This is a genomic window from Xanthomonas sp. F4, assembly GCF_011761895.1.
The window spans coordinates 333752-352207 of the sequence record NZ_JAASQX010000001.1 but is presented as its reverse complement, the minus strand read 5'-3'; the positions used below and the strand labels follow the sequence as shown (position 1 = coordinate 352207).

Genomic DNA, 18456 nt, shown 5'->3' with positions numbered 1-18456 from the left:
AATCGGCACCGGGCTCAGCCCAGCGCCACCAGCAGCATGTCGATGGCCTTGATCCCGACGAACGGCAGCAGCACGCCGCCCACGCCGTAGATCAGCATGTTCCGGCGCAGCAACGAAGTCGCCGAGGACGGGGTGAAGCGTACGCCGCGCAACGCCAGCGGAATCAGCGCCGGGATCACCAGCGCGTTGAAGATCAGCGCCGCGAGCACTGCGTTGGTCGGGCTGGACAGGCGCATCACGTTCAGCGCGGCCATCTGCGGGATCGAGGCGGCGAACAGCGCCGGCAGGATCGCGAAGTATTTGGACACGTCGTTGGCCAGCGAGAAGGTGGTCAGCGCGCCGCGGGTGATCAGCTGCTGCTTGCCCACTTCCACCACCGCCAGCAGCTTGGCCGGATCCGAATCCAGGTCGACCATGTTGCCGGCCTCCTTGGCCGCCTGGGTGCCGGAGTTCATCGCCAGGCCGACGTCGGCCTGGGCCAGCGCCGGCGCGTCGTTGGTGCCGTCGCCGACCATCGCCACCAGGCGTCCGCCGGCCTGCTCCTGGCGGATGCGCGCCAGCTTGTCCTCGGGCGTGGCTTCGGCGATGTAGTCGTCGACGCCGGCCTCGGCGGCGATGGCTGCGGCGGTGAGCGGGTTGTCGCCGGTGATCATCACCGTCTTGACGCCCATCGCGCGCAGCCGCGCGAACTTCTCGCGCACGCCGTGCTTGACCACGTCCGACAGCTCGACCACGCCCAGTACGTGCCGGCCCTCGGCCACCACCAGCGGCGTGGCGCCGCTGCGCGCGACCTGCTCGACCCGGCTCTTCAGCTCCGCCGGCACCTGCCCGCCCAGCGCGGTGACGTGGCGGATCAGCGCATCGGCGGCGCCCTTGCGGATCGAGCGCGGCGACGCCGTGCCGAATGCCGGCAGGTCGACGCCGGACATGCGCGTCTGCGCGGTGAAGGCGACGAACTCGGCGCCTTCCGGGTCGGCCGGCGGCAGGCCCTGCTCGCGCGCCAGGCGCACGATCGACTTGCCTTCCGGGGTCGGGTCGGCCAGCGACGACAGCATCGCCGCCTCGCGCAGTTGCGCCACGTCCACGCCGCTGAGCGCATGGAACACGGTGGCCTGGCGATCGCCGTGGGTGATGGTGCCGGTCTTGTCCAGCAGCAGCACGTCGACGTCGCCGGCCACTTCCACCGCCTTGCCCGACTTGGCCAGCACGTTGGCCGACAGCGCGCGATTCATGCCGGCGATGCCGATCGCCGGCAACAGCCCGCCGATGGTGGTCGGGATCAGGCACACCAGCAGCGCGATCAGCAGCAGCGGATCCACGTGCACGCCGACGAAGCCGGCGATCGCCGGCAGCGAGGCGACCACGATCAGGAAGGTCAGGGTCATCGCCGCCAGCAGCATGGTCAGCGCGATCTCGTTCGGCGTCTTCTGCCGATTGGCGCCTTCCACCAGCGCGATCATGCGGTCCAGGAAGCTGTGGCCCGGCTCGGCGGTCACCTTCACCAGGATCTCGTCGGACAGCACCTTGGTGCCGCCGATGACGCCGGAGCGGTCGGTGCCCGCCTCGCGCAGCACCGGCGCGGACTCGCCGGTGACCGCGGCCTCGTTGATCGTGGCCAGGCCGTGCACGATCTCGCCGTCGGCCGGGATCAGTTCGCCGGCCGAGACCACCACCAGGTCGCCCGGGCGCAGTTCGGCGGCGGGCACGCTGGCCTCGCCGTCCAGCCGCACGCTGGCGACCCGGCGCGCGACCAGGTCCTTGCGCGCGCGCCGCAGCGACGCGGCCTGGCCGCGGCCGCGCGCCTCGGCCACCGCTTCGGCGAAGTTGCCGAACAGCACGGTGACCAGCAGGATCGCGGTCACCGCCCAGCCGAAGCCGGCCGGGCCCTGGCCGGACACGGTGATCAGCGCCGACAGCAGCGTGCCGGCGAAGACCACGGCCATCACCGGGCTGCCGAGCAGGTGCCGCGGCGACAGCTTCAGCACGCTGTCGCGCAAGGCCGCGCGCAGCGCCGCGGCATCGAACAGCCCAGGCCGGCGCGCCGGCGAAGAAGCCACGGAAGTAGAAGGAAGCGGGGTGCTCATCGTCGTCGTCTCAGTGCGCGGCCAGGGTCAGGTGATCGGCGATCGGTCCCAACACCAAAGCCGGCGTGAATTGCAGAACGGTCAGGACCGCGATGACCGCGATCAGGGTCAGCGCGAAGGTCGGGGTTTCCACCTGCAGGCTGCCGCCGGTTTCCGGCGCCACCCGCTTGCGCGCCAGTTGCGCGGCCACGATCAGCGGCACGATCAGCGCCGGATAGCGGCCCAGCAGCAGCACCGCGGTGCAGCTCAGGTTCCACCACGGAATGCCGTCACCCAGGCCCTCGAAGCCGGAGCCGTTGTTGGCGAAGGCCGAGGTGTACTCGTAGAACACCTGGCTGATGCCGTGGAAGCCGGGATTGGAGGTCGCCGAGATCGACGCCGGCAAGGCCAGGGTGACCGCGGTGAAGCCGAGCAGCACCAGCGGCTGCAGCAGGATCAGCAGCGCCAGCAGGCGCACTTCCGGCGCCTCGATCTTGCGCCCGAACAATTCCGGGGTGCGCCCGGTCATCAAGCCGGCCAGGAACACGCTCAGCAGCAGATACACCAGGAACTGCTGCAGGCCGCAGCCGATGCCGCCCCAGATCGCGTTGATCAGCATGTTGACCATGGCCACGCCGCCGGTCAGCGGCGCCAGCGAATCGTGCATGGCGTTGACCGAGCCGTTGGAAGTCTGCGTGGTCAGCGAAGACCAGGCGGCCGAGGCGTCCACGCCGAAGCGTACTTCCTTGCCTTCCATCAGCGCGGCACTGCCGGGCGCGTGGCCTTCGGCCCACAGCGACACCGCGGTGGACGCCAGCGACATCACCAGCATGCTGCCGAACACCAGCGCGGTGAACTTGCGGCGCCCGGTGAACGGACCCACCATGAATGCCACCGCCACCGGGATCAGCACGATGCCCAGCACCTCCAGCAGGTTGGAGAACGGCGTGGGATTCTCCAGCGCCATCGCGCTGTTGGGCCCATACCAGCCGCCGCCGTTGGTGCCGAGCTGCTTGATCGCCACCATCGCCGCGACCGGGCCGAGCGGGATCTTCTGCGTCTGCTGCCCGGCGCTGGCGTCCAGCGGCGTGGCCACCGGGCCGGCGGCCAACGTCGAGGGCACGCCCTGCTGGGTCAGCAGCAGCGTCCACAGCAGGCACAGCGGCAGCAGGAAGCGCAGGGTCGGACGGATCACGTCGGCCCAGTAGTTGCCGACGTCCACGTCCTGCGGCAACTCGCCGCCGGCCGCCGCGCGCGCCGCATCGTGGCCGCGCCCACCGAACAGGCCGCGCAGCGTCGCCGCGACCAGCGCCAGGCCCATCATCGGGGTGATGAACTGCAGGCCGACCACGCCCACCGCCTGCGACAGGTACGACAGCTGCGCCTGGCCCGAGTAGTGCTGCTGATTGGTGTTGGTCAGGAACGAGACCATGGTGTGCAGGGCCACGTCCCAGCGCATGTTGGGCACCGCATCGGGATTGAACGGCAGCCAGGCCTGGGTCACGAATAGCGCGAACACCAGCACGCCGAGCACCAGGTTGCTGGCCAGGAACGCGCCGGCATAGGCGCGCCAGTGCATGCCGCGCGCCGGATCGGTGCCGAGCAGGCGGTACAACGGGCGTTCGATCCAGCCAAACAGCGCGTCGCCGCGCATCGGCGCCCCGCGCATCACCTTGGCCAGGTACAGGCCCAGCGGCCATCCCAGCAGCAGCGCGAGCGCATAGACAAGCAATGTATCGATCATGGAAGTGGCACTCGGCTCAGAAATCTTCGGGGCGCAGGATCACGTACAGCAGGTAACCGGCCGCGACGATCACCGCCACGCCGCAAACGAACGAAAGCCAACCGCTCATGGTCTCAACTCCGAAACAAAGGGACGGCCCGCCGCAGGGCAGGCCGCAATCACGTGGGAACACCGCCGTACGCGACACGCGCACGGAGGCAGAAGGGAAGCGCAACATGGCGAGGGACGCCGGGTCGGACAGGCCTTCTGGCCCAGGCCGGCATTATCGAAGCCGGCGCCATAAACTCTCCGTGGCGAAGCCGCGCGGCGCGCATAAATTCTGCGTAAAACCGTGCGTGCCGGCGTATCGCCATGGTCGGCGCCGGCAGCGCACGATGACGCGCGACACGGCCGGCGCCGCGCGCGCCGTCCTCAGTAGTGCAGGATCGCGTCGATCAACGCAGTCGCCTGATGATTGCGGCGGCCGCCGTCGTAGGCGGGAAAATCATAGGCGTGCTCGTAGCGCAGCTCGGGGCGGATCTCCAGGTCCTGCGACACCCAGTGGGTGAGGCCGATGGTGTGGCTGGAGTAGCGCGTGGCGAAGCCGGTGCGCTGACCGTCGTGATCGTTCACGAACTCGTTGCGGATCGCCAGCATGTCCGAGGCGCCGAGCTGGATGTTGACGTAGTTGACGATGGCGTCGGCGCTGCTGCGGCCCAGCGGGAAGTCGGGCGCCTCGCCCAGCGCATAGCCCGGGCGTCCGGTCGGCGCGTGCGATTGCGACGGATCGGTCGCCAGCGCCTGGTCGCGCACGTAGAGGTGGTAGGCCTCGGTGAGCATGTGCACCTTCGGCGAGAAGCGATGGCCCCAGGTCAGCACGAACTCCTGCAGGTTGTTGTAGGTCTGTGCGGCGTTGTTGTACGACTCCACGCACGGATACAGCATGTCGTCGTTGCTCTTGGAGACCCAGCGCAGGCAGGCCTGCGCGCTGAGGCGGCTGGTCGCGTCCCAGATCGCCGAATCGTCGCCGCCGTGCACGCCGAGCTGCAGCGTCCACTGGTCGTTGAGCTTGGTGGTGGTGAGGATGCCCATGTTGGTATAGGCGTCGACCGTGTACAGGATCGAATGGGTCAGCAGGTAGTTGTTCGGCGAGAACTGCGCCTCGATGTCCGGCAGCGACAGGTAGCGGCCGACCGTGACCAGCATGCCCTGCGCCACCGACGGCAGGTACAGGTCCACGTGCGCGATCATCGGATCGTTGCCGTAGATCTTGCCGTTGAGCGCACTGTTGGCCTGCGGGTGGTGCAGCAACTGATCGCTGGTGACCCCCTTCATCGTGGTGTAGTGGTAGTCGTAGCCGTACAGGTCGTCGAGATGGAAGCCCCAGTCGACATGATCGGTCTGCACGGTGTCCGGCACGCGCTGCAGGCGGATCAGCGCCTGGTTGAACTCGCCGCGATTGGGCCGCGTGGAGTAGGACAGCGGATAGTTGGTGCGCGAGGACGTGCTGGCGTTGAGCGAGGGATTGATCCAGCCGTACAGCTCGATGCGGTTGCGCTGCATCCACTGCCCCACACGCGTGCATGCCAGCGCCTTCTCGACCGGGTACTGCGCATTCTCGTTGGGCACGCCGACCGGGTAGTCCACGGCACCGAGCTGCCATTCGGCCGACGGAAACGGCGGCGAGGAGAACGGCGAAGCCAGGCCGCGGCGTGCCGGCGTCGGCGCATCGGGATCGGCCGGTTGCGCATCCTCGCGATAGGCCGAGGCCAGGCGCGAGAAGAAGCCATTGGCACAATCGGCGCTGCGCGCCAGCGGCGCCGTGGCGGCGTCCGACGCCGGCATCGCGTCCGACACGGGCGCAGCCAGACCCGCGGCGGCGGCATCGCCGGCGCACAGCAGGGTCAGTGACAGGAACAGGGGGTGCAGCTTCATGGACATCGCGACTTCGGCTCTGCGACGAGCCGTCCTTGTTTGGGTGGAGGGAGGCAACGACAGCGCGCCGCGTCACGCGCACGCGCCATCGCTGGCGATGCGCCGGATGGCGCATCGCGGGGAGAGAGTTGGAATGCAGCGCCGCGGTGGCGGCGGTGTCAGACAGTCAACGCGCGTGCAGTGAGCGCGCGCGGCGGCGTGGCGGCGGACGCTGCAGCGCGCTGCGGCAGACATCGTGGCGTCGCAACGCACGTGACATGACGGCCACGCTGACGCGGGCACTAGGCGAATGCGCGACCGGAGGCGACATATTGCGCATGCAAGCGATCATTGCGGTCAGCGACACGCTCAAACTTCCAGCCATCGATTCCACGCAAGCATCCCCGTCGTCAGCGCGGAAAGTATAGGAATCGCCGGATATCTTCGTTGCAAAGCGCGCGCCGGTTCGAATAAAACCTACGTAAATTCGTATGCAGAATGGGCCGGTGCGCTGTGTGGCGATGCGTGGTTCCGTACCCTCATCCGCCCCTGCGGGGCACCTTCTCCCGAAGGGAGAAGGGAAGAGCCGAAGCCCCTCTCCCACCGGGAGAGGGGTTGGGGTGAGGGTACGGCGCGCGAAGCGTCGCCTCGACCTGATCATGCGAGGCTACGCCCGTACCCTCATCCGCCCCTGCGGGGCACCTTCTCCCGAGGGGAGAAGGGAGAGCCAAAGCCCCTCTCCCTCCGGGAGAGGGGTTGGGGTGAGGGTCCGGTGCGCGAAGCGTCGCGTCGACCTGATCATGCGAGGCTTCGCCCGCACCCTCATCCGCCCCTGCGGGGCACCTTCTCCCAGGGGGGGAGAAGGGAAGAGCCGAAGCCCCTCTCCCGCCGGGAGAGGGGTTGGGGTGAGGGTCCGGCGCGCGAAGCGCCGCGTCGACCTGATCATGCGAGGCTTCGCCCGTACCCTCATCCGCCCCTGCGGGGCACCTTCTCCCGAGGGGAGAAGGGAGAGCCAAAGCCCCTCTCCCACCGGGAGAGGGGTTGGGGTGAGGGTCCGGTGCGCGAAGCGCCACGTCGACCTGATCATGCGAAGCTTCGCCCGCACCCTCATCCGCCCCTGCGGGGCACCTTCTCCCGAGGGGAGAAGGGAGAGCCAAAGCCCCTCTCCCGCCGGGAGAGGGGCTGGGGTGAGGGTACGGTGCGCGAAGCGCCACGTCGACCTGATCATGCGAAGCTCCGCCCGCACCCTCATCCGCCCCTGCGGGGCACCTTCCCCCGAAAAGGGGGCCATGGTCCCGAGGGGAGAAGGGAAACGCTAACTGCCTCAGTGCAACGGCACGCTCAGGAACGACGGCGTGGCCGTCGGCGAGCTGAAGCTCACCGTGCCGCCGAAGCGGCTGGCCGAGGTGTAGCGCGGATCGGTGGTGTCCACCACCAGCACCAGGCGGCGACCAGCCGGGATCTCGACCGCGGTCGCCTGCAGCGCCAGGTCGAGCGTCACCGGTGACCCTGGCGTCGCATTGCGCAGGGTGTACGGCACGTGGCTGAGCAATTGCGCCGAACCCGAACTGTCCATGCTGTACAGATAGGCGAACAGCGACACGTTGGACTGACTCGGGGTCACCGTCAGCCGCAGCGACGGCGCGCCGGCCAGGCGCTTGTCGCTGGACAGCACCGGGCCGCTCCACACTGCGGCACCAGCACGGCTGACCAGCGGGATCGAGGTCGTCACCGGCTGGCCGAGGCCCTGCAGCAGGCCGCTCAACATCACCACGCCGGAGTCGGCCAGGGTCGGCACGCCGGTGGCGATGCGGTAGTTCCAGCCGCTGCTGTTGCCGGTGCTCAGCGAGCCGGTCGGCAGCAGCAGGCCGCTGGGGCCGGTCAGGCCGTAGCGCGTGGCGCCGGCCTGCACGCTGTTCCAGTCGGCATAGCTGAGCCAGGTGCCGCCGAGGGTCGACAGCTGCACCGGCGCTTCGCGGTCCACGCCGTTGTCGCGGCCCTTCAGGTAGCGGTCGAACCAGCGCGTGGCCTCGGTATACACCTGGTTCGGCAGGCCCAACGCGCCCGGCAGTTCGGCGGTGGCGTGGTCGCCCTGGCTGAACATCAGGTGCTTGGGCACGCTGAGCTGGTTGTAGAGGTTGATGTACTGGTTCGGCGGGAACAGGCCGTCGTTGAACGCATTGGCCAGCAGTACCGCCGGGCCGTTGCGGTTGAGCGCCTGCACCTCGTTGATCACCCCGCGTTCGGCGGCCTTGGGCAGGAAGCCCTGCACCGCACCGTCGTAGTCGCCCACCGCCACGTGCGCGGTGATCTGCGCCAGTTCCGGACCGGGCCGGCCAGTGGCGACCCCGGCGGCGACCAGCATGCCCACGCCCTGCTGGCTGACCGTGCTGTTGGCGTACAGCGACGCCTGCAGGTCGGCCCAGCCGCTGAGCGCGGCCACCGCCTTGATCCGCGGGTCGCGCGCGGCGGCGAGCAGACTGGTGCCGGCGCCGTAGGAGATGCCCGACACACCGATCGCCTTGGCGTCGGCCGGAGTGTTGGCCAGCGCCCAGTCGATCACCGCGCTGACGTCCTCCACCGTCGGCTGCCCGGCGATGTCGATCAGCCCCTGCGAGTCCCAGAAGCCGCGCGAGGTGTAGCTGACCACCACATAGCCGTCGTTGGCCAGTTCGCTGGCGCGGCCCACGTACTCCAGGTTGGGCAGCGACCAGCTGGCCGGCATTACCACCAGCGGGAACGGTCCCGGGCCCTGTCCCTGCGGCACCAGGACGAGCGCGCCGAGCTTGGTGCCATCGAAACTGGAAATGCTCTGGTACTGCTTGCTGAAGCCGGCCGCAGCCGCGGCGGCGGAGAACACCAGCAACATCGCGCCAAGGGCGATGCGACGTGACACGGACATGCGCATGGACTGCCTCCCAAGCGGCGCCGAACCGGAATGGCCGGCTGCCGGAACGGTACTGCCAGAACGGTGACAAACGCTCGACACGGGGCCGGGCAGGCGGACCGTACCACCAGGTACGGGCGATATTCACGCCGCAGTGCGGCACAGTATGGAAGGCATCCGAGTGGCGGCGCAGTACTGCCCGCGTTTCGGCCGCGGTTTACGCCTGCACATGACCTGACGTGAGCCGTGCGCCAGACCTATTTAATACGTCCAGCGATTCTTTGTGTCAGGCGCTTGCCCACCTGGCGGCAACCTCCTGTAGCGCCGAGCTAGTCAGTGACGGATCGAACGCGATCCATCGCTACGTGGCCAAAAAGAACCAGCGCTATCTGTCCACACCATGTTTTGCGTCGGTTCCGATTCTAGGCATAGCGTCGTCGCTGGCCCCAATCCTCCACTACTTTGGCGCAGATGCGCATGTCCGAAGACAGACGCCTTCTCGCAAAAACCAATAACATCTTCGAAGCCGACCGCATCGACTGATATGATCGATTGGCAGGGGATGGAATCAACACATGGAGCTACAGATGAAGTGGATGCAATTTGCAACAACCGTCGCAATATTGACATTTTATTCGGGTATTGCGCCTGCAGAACCGAGAGAAGCACCGACGGCCGTTACTGCAACGGCTTGGACTGATTTGCAGCCGCAACTGCAGGCAGCGATGCAGGCCTTCATAGACAAACAGGAACGATACCCGGGTCAAGACAAAACGATCGTAGTGCGGGTTTCATACGATGCCCCCTCCAAAATCGTGATTGTGGACCTTGGCCGAGGCTTCATACCGAAAGGCATGACCAAATGGCGCGAAAGCTTCAGTGATACCTACAACAGGGTAAGCCAGTATGGGCACGATCTTGTCGATGGAATCATCGACATCTCAACTGTTTCACTTCGCTTCGACGGCTCAAGCATCAATGAGCTGTTTCCGCTCGACTTCCCGGTGCAATCAGATCGTTCCGATACATCGACCCTACCGACACCGCCACCGGTTGCCCTCAATCCGGGAAGTGGCTATTACTTCAACCATGGATCCAACCAATGGGTTACACAGCAAAGCCCAACCAATGGAATCCTTGAGGATGACTATACCGCAAATTTTTCCAGCAATCTCCAAAACCAAATCTTGAGCAAGAACACAGCTGTAAAAGGCATCAAACAGACCAGAAATCTCAGTGATCTCTTTATCGACCCACAGAGCAATGTCGCTGGATGGAGACTGGCAACCAGATACTACATGCAGAAGCTTTATCCCGACAACGGACCTACGTTGTGGAACATTTTCCCAAATGGAACTGACGACACAACGCGCATCGACCTCCGCGAGCAAGACGAAGACCTGGCTTCCAGGCCGCTTTATGCCAACTTGTTAAGTGCCACCCACCTGATCTCCATCCATACCAACAGTGGCGAGCCAGGCAAGACGGGGACAGAGGTCATCGTACAATCTGGCAGTCCGTTCGCTCAAAAGCTCGGAAACAGTGTCCTGTGCTATTTGCGAGAACAGATCCACTCCGTACCAGGCTATGAGAATTTCAAGATCGCGCATAGCGTGACCGAATTGGACAAGATCGAAAATCGCTACGCCACCATGCCAGCCATCATTATTAAGCTGGGTTATCACACCAACGCGCAGGACGCTGCAGCACTGAATGACCAGAATTTCGCGAAAGCCGCGCTACGAGGAGTGGAGAAGGGACTGAGATTCCGCTCGGTTGATTGCTCGCCATTCACCCTCGTCAGCATTGAGCAGCCCACCTCCGGACGCTCGCAAAATGTGTATCCGAAGCTGACCTACTCTGGCGACTTTGATACTTGGCTTCACATCGACACGACGTTTATCAGCTGCCCTGTCGGCACCTGCAAATCGAAGCACTTTCAATTCGCGCGATCGCCTGCAGATAAAACGGTAGAGCTCGAATTTTCCTGCCCGTCCGGAATAAAGCAGCCAACGACATTCGTCGCAAAGACAAAAATCTACGACGCTTTCAACGTGCAAGGCGGCGAATTGCAGCACAAGTACATTTGCACACCTTAGACCCACTGGGTTCCATGGCGCTAATCAGCGCCATGGAACCTCCTTCGTTATCCGGTTTATTCAGCACCTTACCGAGCCAATCCTGATTATTGGTCTACCGAATGCAGTGCCAGCGAGCGCAAGAGCGGTTGGCACCCCATGCGGCGCACAACTCAAACATCCCACTCGCTACCAGCAGCCTTCGACAACCACCAGGCACTGCCGGTTCGGATCCCCAAACGGAGTGCGCCCCACTAGTTCGAAGCTGGCATCGGACGTATCCCTAAGCACTTCGCCGGCATCCTTCAGATCGCGCCTCTGCAAATCGATCAGCCTGAACATTGACAAACTGGGCCACTGAGCGTGATCAGCCTAAGGCCCTTGAATCGATTAGCCACAGCGACGTATCAGCGCCACGCCCGTGCTTGCTCGGCAACGATCCACCCGCGCGAGATAGCAAGCTACTTGACGAAATGCTCGTATCCACGCCGCGGCGGTTGCCACGGCCGGCCGTCGGCATCGCGCACCACAATGCCGCGGCCGGCGACGATGCGCCCGATCGGCGTCGCCGTGACCCCGACCGCCTGCAGCGCCTGCACGATCGCTGCGCGCTGCGCGGGGTCGGCAGTGAAGCACAGCTCGTAGTCGTCGCCGCCGCCCAGTTGCCAGGCGTGCACCTGCGCGGCATCCGCGTCGGCCGGGGCGGCGACCGCCGGCAGCGTGGCCAGCTCCAGTTCGGCACCGACGCCGCTGCGCACGCAGATGTGTTCCAGGTCGGCCAGCAGGCCATCGGAGACATCCACGCAGGCCCGCGCCAGGCCGCGCAGGCGCAAGCCGGCCTGCACCCGCGGTGTCGGCCGCAGCAGGCGCTGGCGCAGGTGTTCGTGCAGCGGATCGGCGGCCGGCGCGGTCACGTCCAGGCGGCCGCCCTGCCACAACGCCAGCGCCGCGGCAGCCTCGCCCGGCTGGCCGGTCACCCAGACCTCGTCGCCCGGCTGCGCGGCATCGCGGCGCAGCGCCGCCGTCGCCGGCACGCTGCCGATCGCGGTCACCGACAACGCCAGCGGCCCGCGCGTGGTGTCGCCACCGGCCAGGCCGATGCCGTGCGCGTCGGCCAGGGCGAAGAAGCCCTCGGCGAACGCATCGACCCAGGCCATGTCGACCTGCGGCAACGACAGCGACAGCGTGCACCAGCGCGGCTGCGCGCCCATCGCCGCCAGGTCGGACAGATTCACCGCCAGCGTCTTCCAGCCGATGTCGGCGGCCGCGGTTTCGGCCGGGAAATGCACCCCGGCATTGAGCGTATCGGTGGTGATCGCCAGCAATTCCCCCGCCGGCGGCAGCAGCAACGCCGCATCGTCGCCGATGCCCAGCGGCAGATCCGCACGCGCCCGACTGCGCGCACGCAGGCGCTCGATCAGATCGAATTCAGGCATTGAAGGGCCGGGAATGGAGATTGGGGATTGGGGATTGGCAAAAGCGCGTCCTCGGACGGGAATGTCGCTCTGGCGAATCCCCAATCCCGAATGCCCAATCCCGCGCCGTCAGGCGCCGCCGCCGCCCGACTCCACCGCGCGCCACTGCAGCGCGGCGCGATCCAGGACGCCGTTGACGTAGGTATGGCCGTGCTCGGAGCCGAAGCGCTTGGCGGTCTCGATGGCTTCGTTGATCACCACGCGGTACGGCACGTCCATGCGGTGCAGCAGTTCGTAGGCAGCCAGGCGCAGCACCGCGCGCTCGATCGCGTCCACTTCCTCGACCGTGCGGTCCAGGTAGCCGACCAGCGCCTCGTCCAGTTCGGCGCGGTGCTTGAGCACACCCTCGACCAGGTTCTCGAAGTACACCAGGTCGGCGATCTCGTGCGCCTGCTCGTGCGCGAACTGCGCGATCACGTGCTGGGCGTTGCCGCCAGAAATCTGCCAGGCGTAGATCGCCTGCAGCGCACGCCGACGCGCGCGCGAGCGCAGGACCGGATCGACACCATCGCGGCGTGGGTGGTGCTTGTGGCCAGCGGGTTTGTTCACGGCAGCAACTCCAGCAGGTTGACCATCTCCAGCGCGCTCAGCGCCGCTTCCTCGCCCTTGTTGCCATGGCTGCCGCCGGCACGCGCCTCGGCGTCCTCGACCTGCTCAACGGCGAGCACGCCGTTGAGCACCGGGATGCGGAAGTCCAGCGAGACCCGCAGCAGGCCCTCGGCGCAGCCATCGGCGACGTGTTCGTAGTGGCGGGTATCGCCACGGATCACGCAGCCCAGCGCGATGATCGCGGCGTGCTTGCCGGTCGCGGCCAGGCGTGCGGCGACCAGCGGCAACTCCCACGCGCCCGGCACGCGGATCACGTCCACCGCCTCATCGGCGATGCCGTTGCCGGACAGGCTCTGCCGCGCGCCGGCGACCAGCACGTCGGTGATGCGGGCGTTCCAGCGGCTGGCGATGATCGCGAAACGCGCCGACTCGGGAGTGCGGAGGTCGCCTTCGTAATGGGACATGGCGGTGGCAGCTTGAGGGGGTGGGAGAGTTTAACAGGCAGGGAGGCCAGGGCCCGGAAAGCGATCCAGGGGAACCGCGTAGTCGGCCGAGCACCGCCAATGGCGAGAATCGCCCGGAATCAGCTTTTACCGATTCCCCAATCCCGATTCCCGATTCCCGAGTCCCGGCTCAATGTGCTCCACCACCTCCAGCCCGAACCCGGCCAGGCCGATCTGCCGGCGCGGCGTGCCGAGCACGCGCAGCTTGCCCAGGCCCAGGTCGGCCAGGATCTGGCTGCCGGCGCCGTTGCGCCGCCACTGGCCGACGTCCTTGCCGTGCGCCGCCTCCGGCTGCGCGCGCAGCCGCGCCAGCAGCGCCTCGCTGTCGCGCGGCGCCGACAGCACCACCATCACCCCGCGGTCGGCCGCGGCGATCGCGCGCAGCGCGTCGCTGGCAGCCACGCCGAAATCATCGCGGCGCCAGTGCAGCAGATCGGCGAGCGGATTCTCCACCTGCACCCGCACCAGGGTCGGGGTGCCGGCGTCCGGGGTGCCGCGAACCAGGGCGAAGTGCAGATCGTGGGCGATGCGGTCGCGGTAGGTGACCAGGGTGAAGCCGCCGAACTCGGTGTCGATGGGCCGCTCGTCGATGCGCTCGACGGTGTGCTCGGTCGCCAGGCGGTAGGCGATCAGGTCGGCGATCGAGCCCATCTTCAGGCCATGGGTGCGGGCGAACTCCTCCAACTGCGGACGCCGCGCCATGCTGCCGTCGGGATTGAGCACCTCCACCAGCACGCCGGCCGGCTCCAGCCCCGCCAGCATCGGCAGGTCGCTGGCCGCCTCGGTGTGGCCGGCGCGGGTCAGCACACCGCCGGGCTGGGCGATCAGCGGAAAGATGTGGCCGGGCTGGCTGAGGTCGTGCGGCTTGGCATCGGGCTTGACCGCGGTGCGCACGGTGTGGGCGCGGTCGTAGGCGGAGATGCCGGTGGTCACGCCTTCGGCGGCCTCGATGCTGACGGTGAAGTTGGTATGGAACTGCGCGGTGTTGCGCTGGACCATCGGCGCCAGGCCCAGCTGCGCGCAGCGCTCGCGGGTCAGCGACAGGCACACCAGGCCGCGCGCGTGGGTGACCATGAAGTTGATGTCCGAGGGCTTGACCAGCTCGGCGGCCATGATCAGGTCGCCCTCGTTCTCGCGGTCCTCGTCGTCGACGATGACCACCATGCGGCCGGCGCGGAGTTCTTCCAGCAGCTCGGGGACGGAGGCGAAATTCAGGCTCGGGGTAACGGAAGGCGACATGCGGGGACTCGCGGAAAGACGGAGGGTGCCGCGCGCGCCGCAGGCAGCGGCGTGGCGCGACGAAAAGGCGAAACGGATGCGGCCAGGATCAGTCCTGGCGGCCCTGCAGCAGGCGTTCGACGTAGCGCGCGACCAGGTCGATCTCCAGGTTCACCGCCGCGCCGACGGCGGTCTGCGCGAACGCGGTGTGCGCCACGGTGTGCGGGATCAGCGCGACTTCGAAGCCTTCCGCATCGACCGCATTGACGGTGAGGCTGACCCCGTCCACGCAGATCGAACCCTTCTTGGCGATGTAGCGCAACAGCGCCGCCGGCGCGGCGAAGCGCCAGCGCTGCGCGCGCGCGTCGTCGTGGATCGACAGCACCTGGCCGAGCCCGTCGACATGGCCGCTGACCAGGTGCCCGCCGAGGCGGTCGCTGGGGCGCATCGCCCGCTCCAGGTTCAGCGCCGCGCCCTCAGCCAGGCGGCCGAGCGTGGTCAGCGTCAGGGTCTCGGTGGAGGCGTCGGCCTGGAACGAGGCGGCGTCGAACGCGATCACGGTCAGGCACACACCGTTGACCGCGATGCTCTCGCCCAGACGCACGTCGGCGAACGGCAGGCTGCCGGTAGCGAAGGTGAAGCGGATATCGCCGCCCTGCGGCTGGCGTGCGGCGAGATGGCCGACGCCTTCGATGATTCCGGTGAACATAGCTACGTTTCTCGCAATGGGGTGAGCGAAAAACGCCACAAGGCAAACAGGCACGCGCACAGCCGCAAGGCTGCGCGAAGGCCGTCTTCTTTCATCCGGACTATACCGTCGGCTCCGGCATCGCACCGGATCTGCTGACCTTCCCGATTTCGACGCGTCGCGCCTGCGCCGGGAAGCGCTCGCGGGCTCGTGCGCGAACGCACCTACCGCCGGTGGGGAATCGCACCCCGCCCTGAAGACGTTTGTGGTCGCCGGCGAACCGGCCCGCGCATTCTAGCAGGCGCGGCATACGGGCCCGGCCTGCATTACCCATCGCGGCGGGACGCTGCATCACGCAGCTCGCCGCGAAGACAGGAATGTGAAATATACGTTAAGATCCTGTTTGCGACAGGAGACGTCGCCTGTGTGCCGCCCTGCATTGGGGCGATGACACTGCCATTCATCCGGAGAGCACCACCCATGCGCAACACCCTGATACTGGCTGCCCTGTTGGCGGCCGCACCTTTTGCCGCGTCGGCCGAAGGCCTGAGCTACAACTATGTCGAAGGCGGCTGGAACCGCACCGACATCAACGTCAATGCGTCCTCCGAGAACGTCAACGGCGGTTACCTGCGCGGTTCCTGGCAGATCGCCGAGCCGGCGTATGTGTTCGCCGGCTACCAGCGCGCCAGCGAAGACTTCGCCCTGTCCGAGGTGTACAGCGGCAAGGTGACCGTGCAGCAGGCCAACCTGGGCATCGGCTACCGCCAGGAAATGACCGAGCGCGTCGATTTCATCGCAGACGCCAGCGTGTTGCGGATCAAGGCCGAAGCCGACCTGCGCGAGGACGGCGTGCGTCTTGGCCGCGGATCCGATTCCAGCACCCTGGGTGCCGTCAATCTCGGCTTGCGCGGCAAGCCCTCGCCGCGGACCGAAGCCTGGATCAAGGCCGGCTACATCGACGGCAGCGATGCCGACGAAGGCAAGTTCGTCGGCACCCTCGGCGGCCAGATCAACTTCACGCGCACCTGGGGCATGGTCGGCGAAATCGAATACATCGATGACGCCAGCCAGTACAAGGTCGGCGTGCGCGCAAGCTTCTGATCAAAAGCGCGGCGTTTTGCGCGCACAAAGGGCACGCCGGCATACACCGCCGGCGTGCCCTTTGCGTTTATGCCTCACGTTGATGGACTCAGCCCACCAACGGGAGATAGCGCAAGCGCAGGTCCTGCCCCAGTTGCACCACGTCGGCAAGCTGCAGCGGCACGCGCTGCGCCATCGTGTCGATGCCGAGCCCAGCCAATAGCGGGCGGGCGGTATCGCCCAGCAGCAGCGGCGCCATGTACACCAGCACTTCGTCGACCACGCCGGCGCGCAGCAGTGCGCCGCTCAGCGTCGCTCCGGCCTCGACCTGGACCTCGTTGATGCCGCGCTCGCCGAGCAGGTGCAGCGCCGCGTGCAGGTCGCAGCGGCCGTCGTGCAGCGGCACCGCGGCGAAGGCGGCATGCTCCAGCGTCGGCGGCACGCAGTCCGGCGCGTGCAGATACAGGGTCGGCGCGCTGCCGTCGCGGACCTTGGTCTGCGCCAGGCTGCGCAGTTGCGCATCCAGCACCACGCGCAGCGGCGGCGCCACTTCGATCGCGGCATCCAGGCGCACGGTCAGTGCCGGATCATCGGCCAGCACGGTCCCGGCGCCGGTGAGGATGGCGCCGGCGCGGGCGCGCCAGTGCTGCACATCCTGCCGCGCCGCCGCGCCGGTGATCCATTTCGATTCGCCGCTGGCCAGCGCGGTGCGTCCGTCCAGGCTGGCGCCGAGCTTGATCCGCAGCCATGGCCGGCCGCGCTCCACCCGCGACAGGAAACCGCGATTGAGCGCACGCGCCTGCGCCTCCATCAGGCGGGTCTGCACCGCGATGCCGGCGGCGCGCAGCAGCGCGAAGCCGCCGCCGTTGACCTGCGGGAACGGATCGGCCATCGCCGCCACCACCCGCGTCACCCCGGCCTCGATCAGCGCCAGCGCGCACGGCGGAGTGCGGCCGTAGTGCGCGCACGGCTCCAGGGTCACGTAGGCGGTGGCGCCGCGGGCGCGTTCGCCGGCGGCGCGCAGCGCGAACACCTCCGCGTGCGGCCCGCCGGCGCGCTGGTGGAAACCCTCGCCAACCACCACGCCGTCGCGCACGATCACACAACCGACCATCGGGTTCGGGCGCGTGGTGTAGGCGCCGCGCTCGGCCAGGCGCAGGGCCTGCGCCATCCAGCGATGGTCGTCGGCGGAGAAGCCGGGGACGAGGTCGGCACTCATGCGGATGCGGCGGCAGCGCCGGCGTCGCGGCGCATCACCACGATCTGTAGCGGCCCCAGCGGCAGGTCGGCGTGGCGCCGCCAGCCCAGGCGCTCGTAGAACGGCACCAGCACCGGCTCGCAGTACAGGTACAGCCACTGCACGCCGAAGCGCGCGGCGGCCTGCACGCAGTGCGCGACCAGGGCGGCGCCGACGCCGGCACCGCGTGCCTGCGGCCGCACGTACAGCGTGGCCAGCCATGGCGAAAACTGGCGGATGCGCGCGTCGTCGTTCTGCAGCAGGCTCACCGATCCCAGCCAGTCCTCGCCATCCAGCGCGATCCAGGTGGTGGGAATGCGGCGATCGTCGCGATGGCTGCGCAGGTCGGCCTCGGCCTCCACCACGTTCCATTCCGGCAACAGCGGGCCGAACGCCTGCAGATGCTCCTGCGCCAGCGCCGGGATGTGCTGCGCCGCCTCGGCCAGACAGACGATGCGCATGCGCTCAGCGCTTGCCGGTCTTGTCGCCCGGCTTGGCCGCGCGCACCAGGTCCAGCAGCGGCAACTGCTCGCTGCCCACCGGCAATTCGCGCTCGAGCTTCTCGATCTCCTCGCGGAAATCGGCCACGTCCTGGAAGCTGCGGTACACCGAGGCGAAGCGCACGTAGCCGACGTGGTCGAGCTTGCGCAGCTCGGCCATCACGTACTCGCCGACCCGGATCGAGGGCAGTTCGCGCTCGCCGGACATGCGCAACTGGTGCACCACCGCGCGCACCGCCGCCTCGATCTGCTCCTCGGCCACCGGCCGCTTCTGCAGCGCGCGGTCGAAGCTGGTGCGCAGCTTGCGCGCATCGAACGCCTCGCGGCCGCCGTCGCTCTTGATCACCGTCGGCAGCTTGAGTTCGATCGTCTCCAGCGTACTGAAGCGCTCACCGCAGGCCTCGCACTCGCGACGACGGCGGATCGTCGCGCCGTCCTCGGACACGCGCGAATCGATCACCCGGGTATCGGTGTGCTGGCAGAAAGGACAGTGCATCAGGGGCCGGGATTGGGGGTTGGGGATTGGGGATTGGAAAAA

General features: G+C 67.5%; 15 protein-coding genes and 1 riboswitch. Of the genes, 2 read left to right on the top strand and 13 right to left on the bottom strand.

The genetic code is table 11. The features are described from left to right. Positions 1–14: 14 nt before the first annotated feature. The 5 genes from kdpB to FHR66_RS01505 form a co-directional block, all read right to left on the bottom strand. Positions 15–2084 (bottom strand): potassium-transporting ATPase subunit KdpB, encoded by a 2070-nt coding sequence (gene kdpB / locus FHR66_RS01525; RefSeq protein WP_160966591.1) that lies wholly within the window; start codon positions 2082–2084, stop codon positions 15–17. Between the two features lie 10 nt (positions 2085–2094). Beyond that, entirely contained in the window at positions 2095–3807 is a 1713-nt protein-coding gene (gene kdpA / locus FHR66_RS01520; RefSeq protein WP_160966589.1) for a potassium-transporting ATPase subunit KdpA, read from the bottom strand. A 16-nt stretch (positions 3808–3823) separates the two neighbouring features. Then, positions 3824–3916: a potassium-transporting ATPase subunit F gene (locus FHR66_RS01515; RefSeq protein ID WP_010341961.1), complete on the bottom strand. Its 93-nt coding sequence runs from the start codon at positions 3914–3916 to the stop codon at positions 3824–3826. Between the two features lie 302 nt (positions 3917–4218). Beyond that, positions 4219–5727: an outer membrane beta-barrel protein gene (locus tag FHR66_RS01510; protein WP_160966587.1), complete on the bottom strand. Its 1509-nt coding sequence runs from the start codon at positions 5725–5727 to the stop codon at positions 4219–4221. Between the two features lie 1297 nt (positions 5728–7024). Beyond that, the gene (locus FHR66_RS01505; protein ID WP_160966585.1) at positions 7025–8608 is read right to left on the bottom strand and encodes a CocE/NonD family hydrolase; all 1584 of its coding nucleotides are present in this window, start codon (positions 8606–8608) and stop codon (positions 7025–7027) included. A gap of 566 nt (positions 8609–9174) precedes the next feature. On the opposite strand from FHR66_RS01505, the gene FHR66_RS01500 reads away from it, so the two are divergent. Continuing rightward, a complete protein-coding gene (locus FHR66_RS01500) occupies positions 9175–10686 on the top strand; it encodes an N-acetylmuramoyl-L-alanine amidase family protein (RefSeq protein WP_160966583.1) in 1512 nt (503 codons plus the stop codon). 440 nt (positions 10687–11126) lie between these two features. Here the strand turns inward: FHR66_RS01500 and thiL are convergent, their stop codons facing one another. The 5 genes from thiL to FHR66_RS01475 all read right to left on the bottom strand — a co-directional run bounded on the left by thiL (position 11127) and on the right by FHR66_RS01475 (position 15119). Beyond that, entirely contained in the window at positions 11127–12101 is a 975-nt protein-coding gene (gene thiL / locus FHR66_RS01495; RefSeq protein ID WP_160966581.1) for a thiamine-phosphate kinase, read from the bottom strand. 108 nt (positions 12102–12209) lie between these two features. Beyond that, the gene (nusB, locus tag FHR66_RS01490) at positions 12210–12689 is read right to left on the bottom strand and encodes a transcription antitermination factor NusB (protein WP_048490537.1); all 480 of its coding nucleotides are present in this window, start codon (positions 12687–12689) and stop codon (positions 12210–12212) included. Next, the gene (gene ribH / locus FHR66_RS01485; protein WP_160966579.1) at positions 12686–13153 is read right to left on the bottom strand and encodes a 6,7-dimethyl-8-ribityllumazine synthase; all 468 of its coding nucleotides are present in this window, start codon (positions 13151–13153) and stop codon (positions 12686–12688) included. The genes nusB and ribH overlap by 4 nt, the downstream gene beginning before the upstream one ends. A gap of 126 nt (positions 13154–13279) precedes the next feature. Further along, entirely contained in the window at positions 13280–14407 is a 1128-nt protein-coding gene (gene ribB / locus FHR66_RS01480) for a 3,4-dihydroxy-2-butanone-4-phosphate synthase (protein ID WP_160966721.1), read from the bottom strand. 112 nt (positions 14408–14519) lie between these two features. Beyond that, complete coding sequence (locus FHR66_RS01475) at positions 14520–15119, bottom strand: riboflavin synthase (protein WP_160966577.1); 600 nt, start codon at positions 15117–15119, stop codon at positions 14520–14522. Positions 15120–15198: 79 nt separating this feature from the next. Continuing rightward, a riboswitch (FMN riboswitch) is annotated at positions 15199–15363 on the bottom strand. A gap of 215 nt (positions 15364–15578) precedes the next feature. Here FHR66_RS01475 and FHR66_RS01470 point away from each other — a divergent pair. Next, on the top strand, positions 15579–16202 hold the full coding sequence (locus FHR66_RS01470; RefSeq protein ID WP_160966575.1) for an outer membrane beta-barrel protein: 624 nt from the start codon (positions 15579–15581) through the stop codon (positions 16200–16202). Positions 16203–16290: 88 nt separating this feature from the next. On the opposite strand, the gene ribD is transcribed toward FHR66_RS01470, so the two are convergent. Genes ribD through nrdR form a run of 3 tightly spaced genes read right to left on the bottom strand, consistent with a single transcriptional unit; the run spans position 16291 to position 18414 of the window. Next, complete coding sequence (gene ribD / locus FHR66_RS01465; RefSeq protein WP_160966573.1) at positions 16291–17400, bottom strand: bifunctional diaminohydroxyphosphoribosylaminopyrimidine deaminase/5-amino-6-(5-phosphoribosylamino)uracil reductase RibD; 1110 nt, start codon at positions 17398–17400, stop codon at positions 16291–16293. Beyond that, on the bottom strand, positions 17397–17879 hold the full coding sequence (locus FHR66_RS01460) for a GNAT family N-acetyltransferase (protein WP_160966571.1): 483 nt from the start codon (positions 17877–17879) through the stop codon (positions 17397–17399). Before FHR66_RS01460 ends, ribD begins: the two co-directional genes overlap by 4 nt. A gap of 4 nt (positions 17880–17883) precedes the next feature. Beyond that, positions 17884–18414 carry a transcriptional regulator NrdR gene (gene nrdR, locus FHR66_RS01455; RefSeq protein WP_010340907.1) on the bottom strand — a complete coding sequence of 177 codons (531 nt, stop codon included), beginning with the start codon at positions 18412–18414 and terminating at the stop codon, positions 17884–17886. Positions 18415–18456 lie beyond the last annotated feature (42 nt).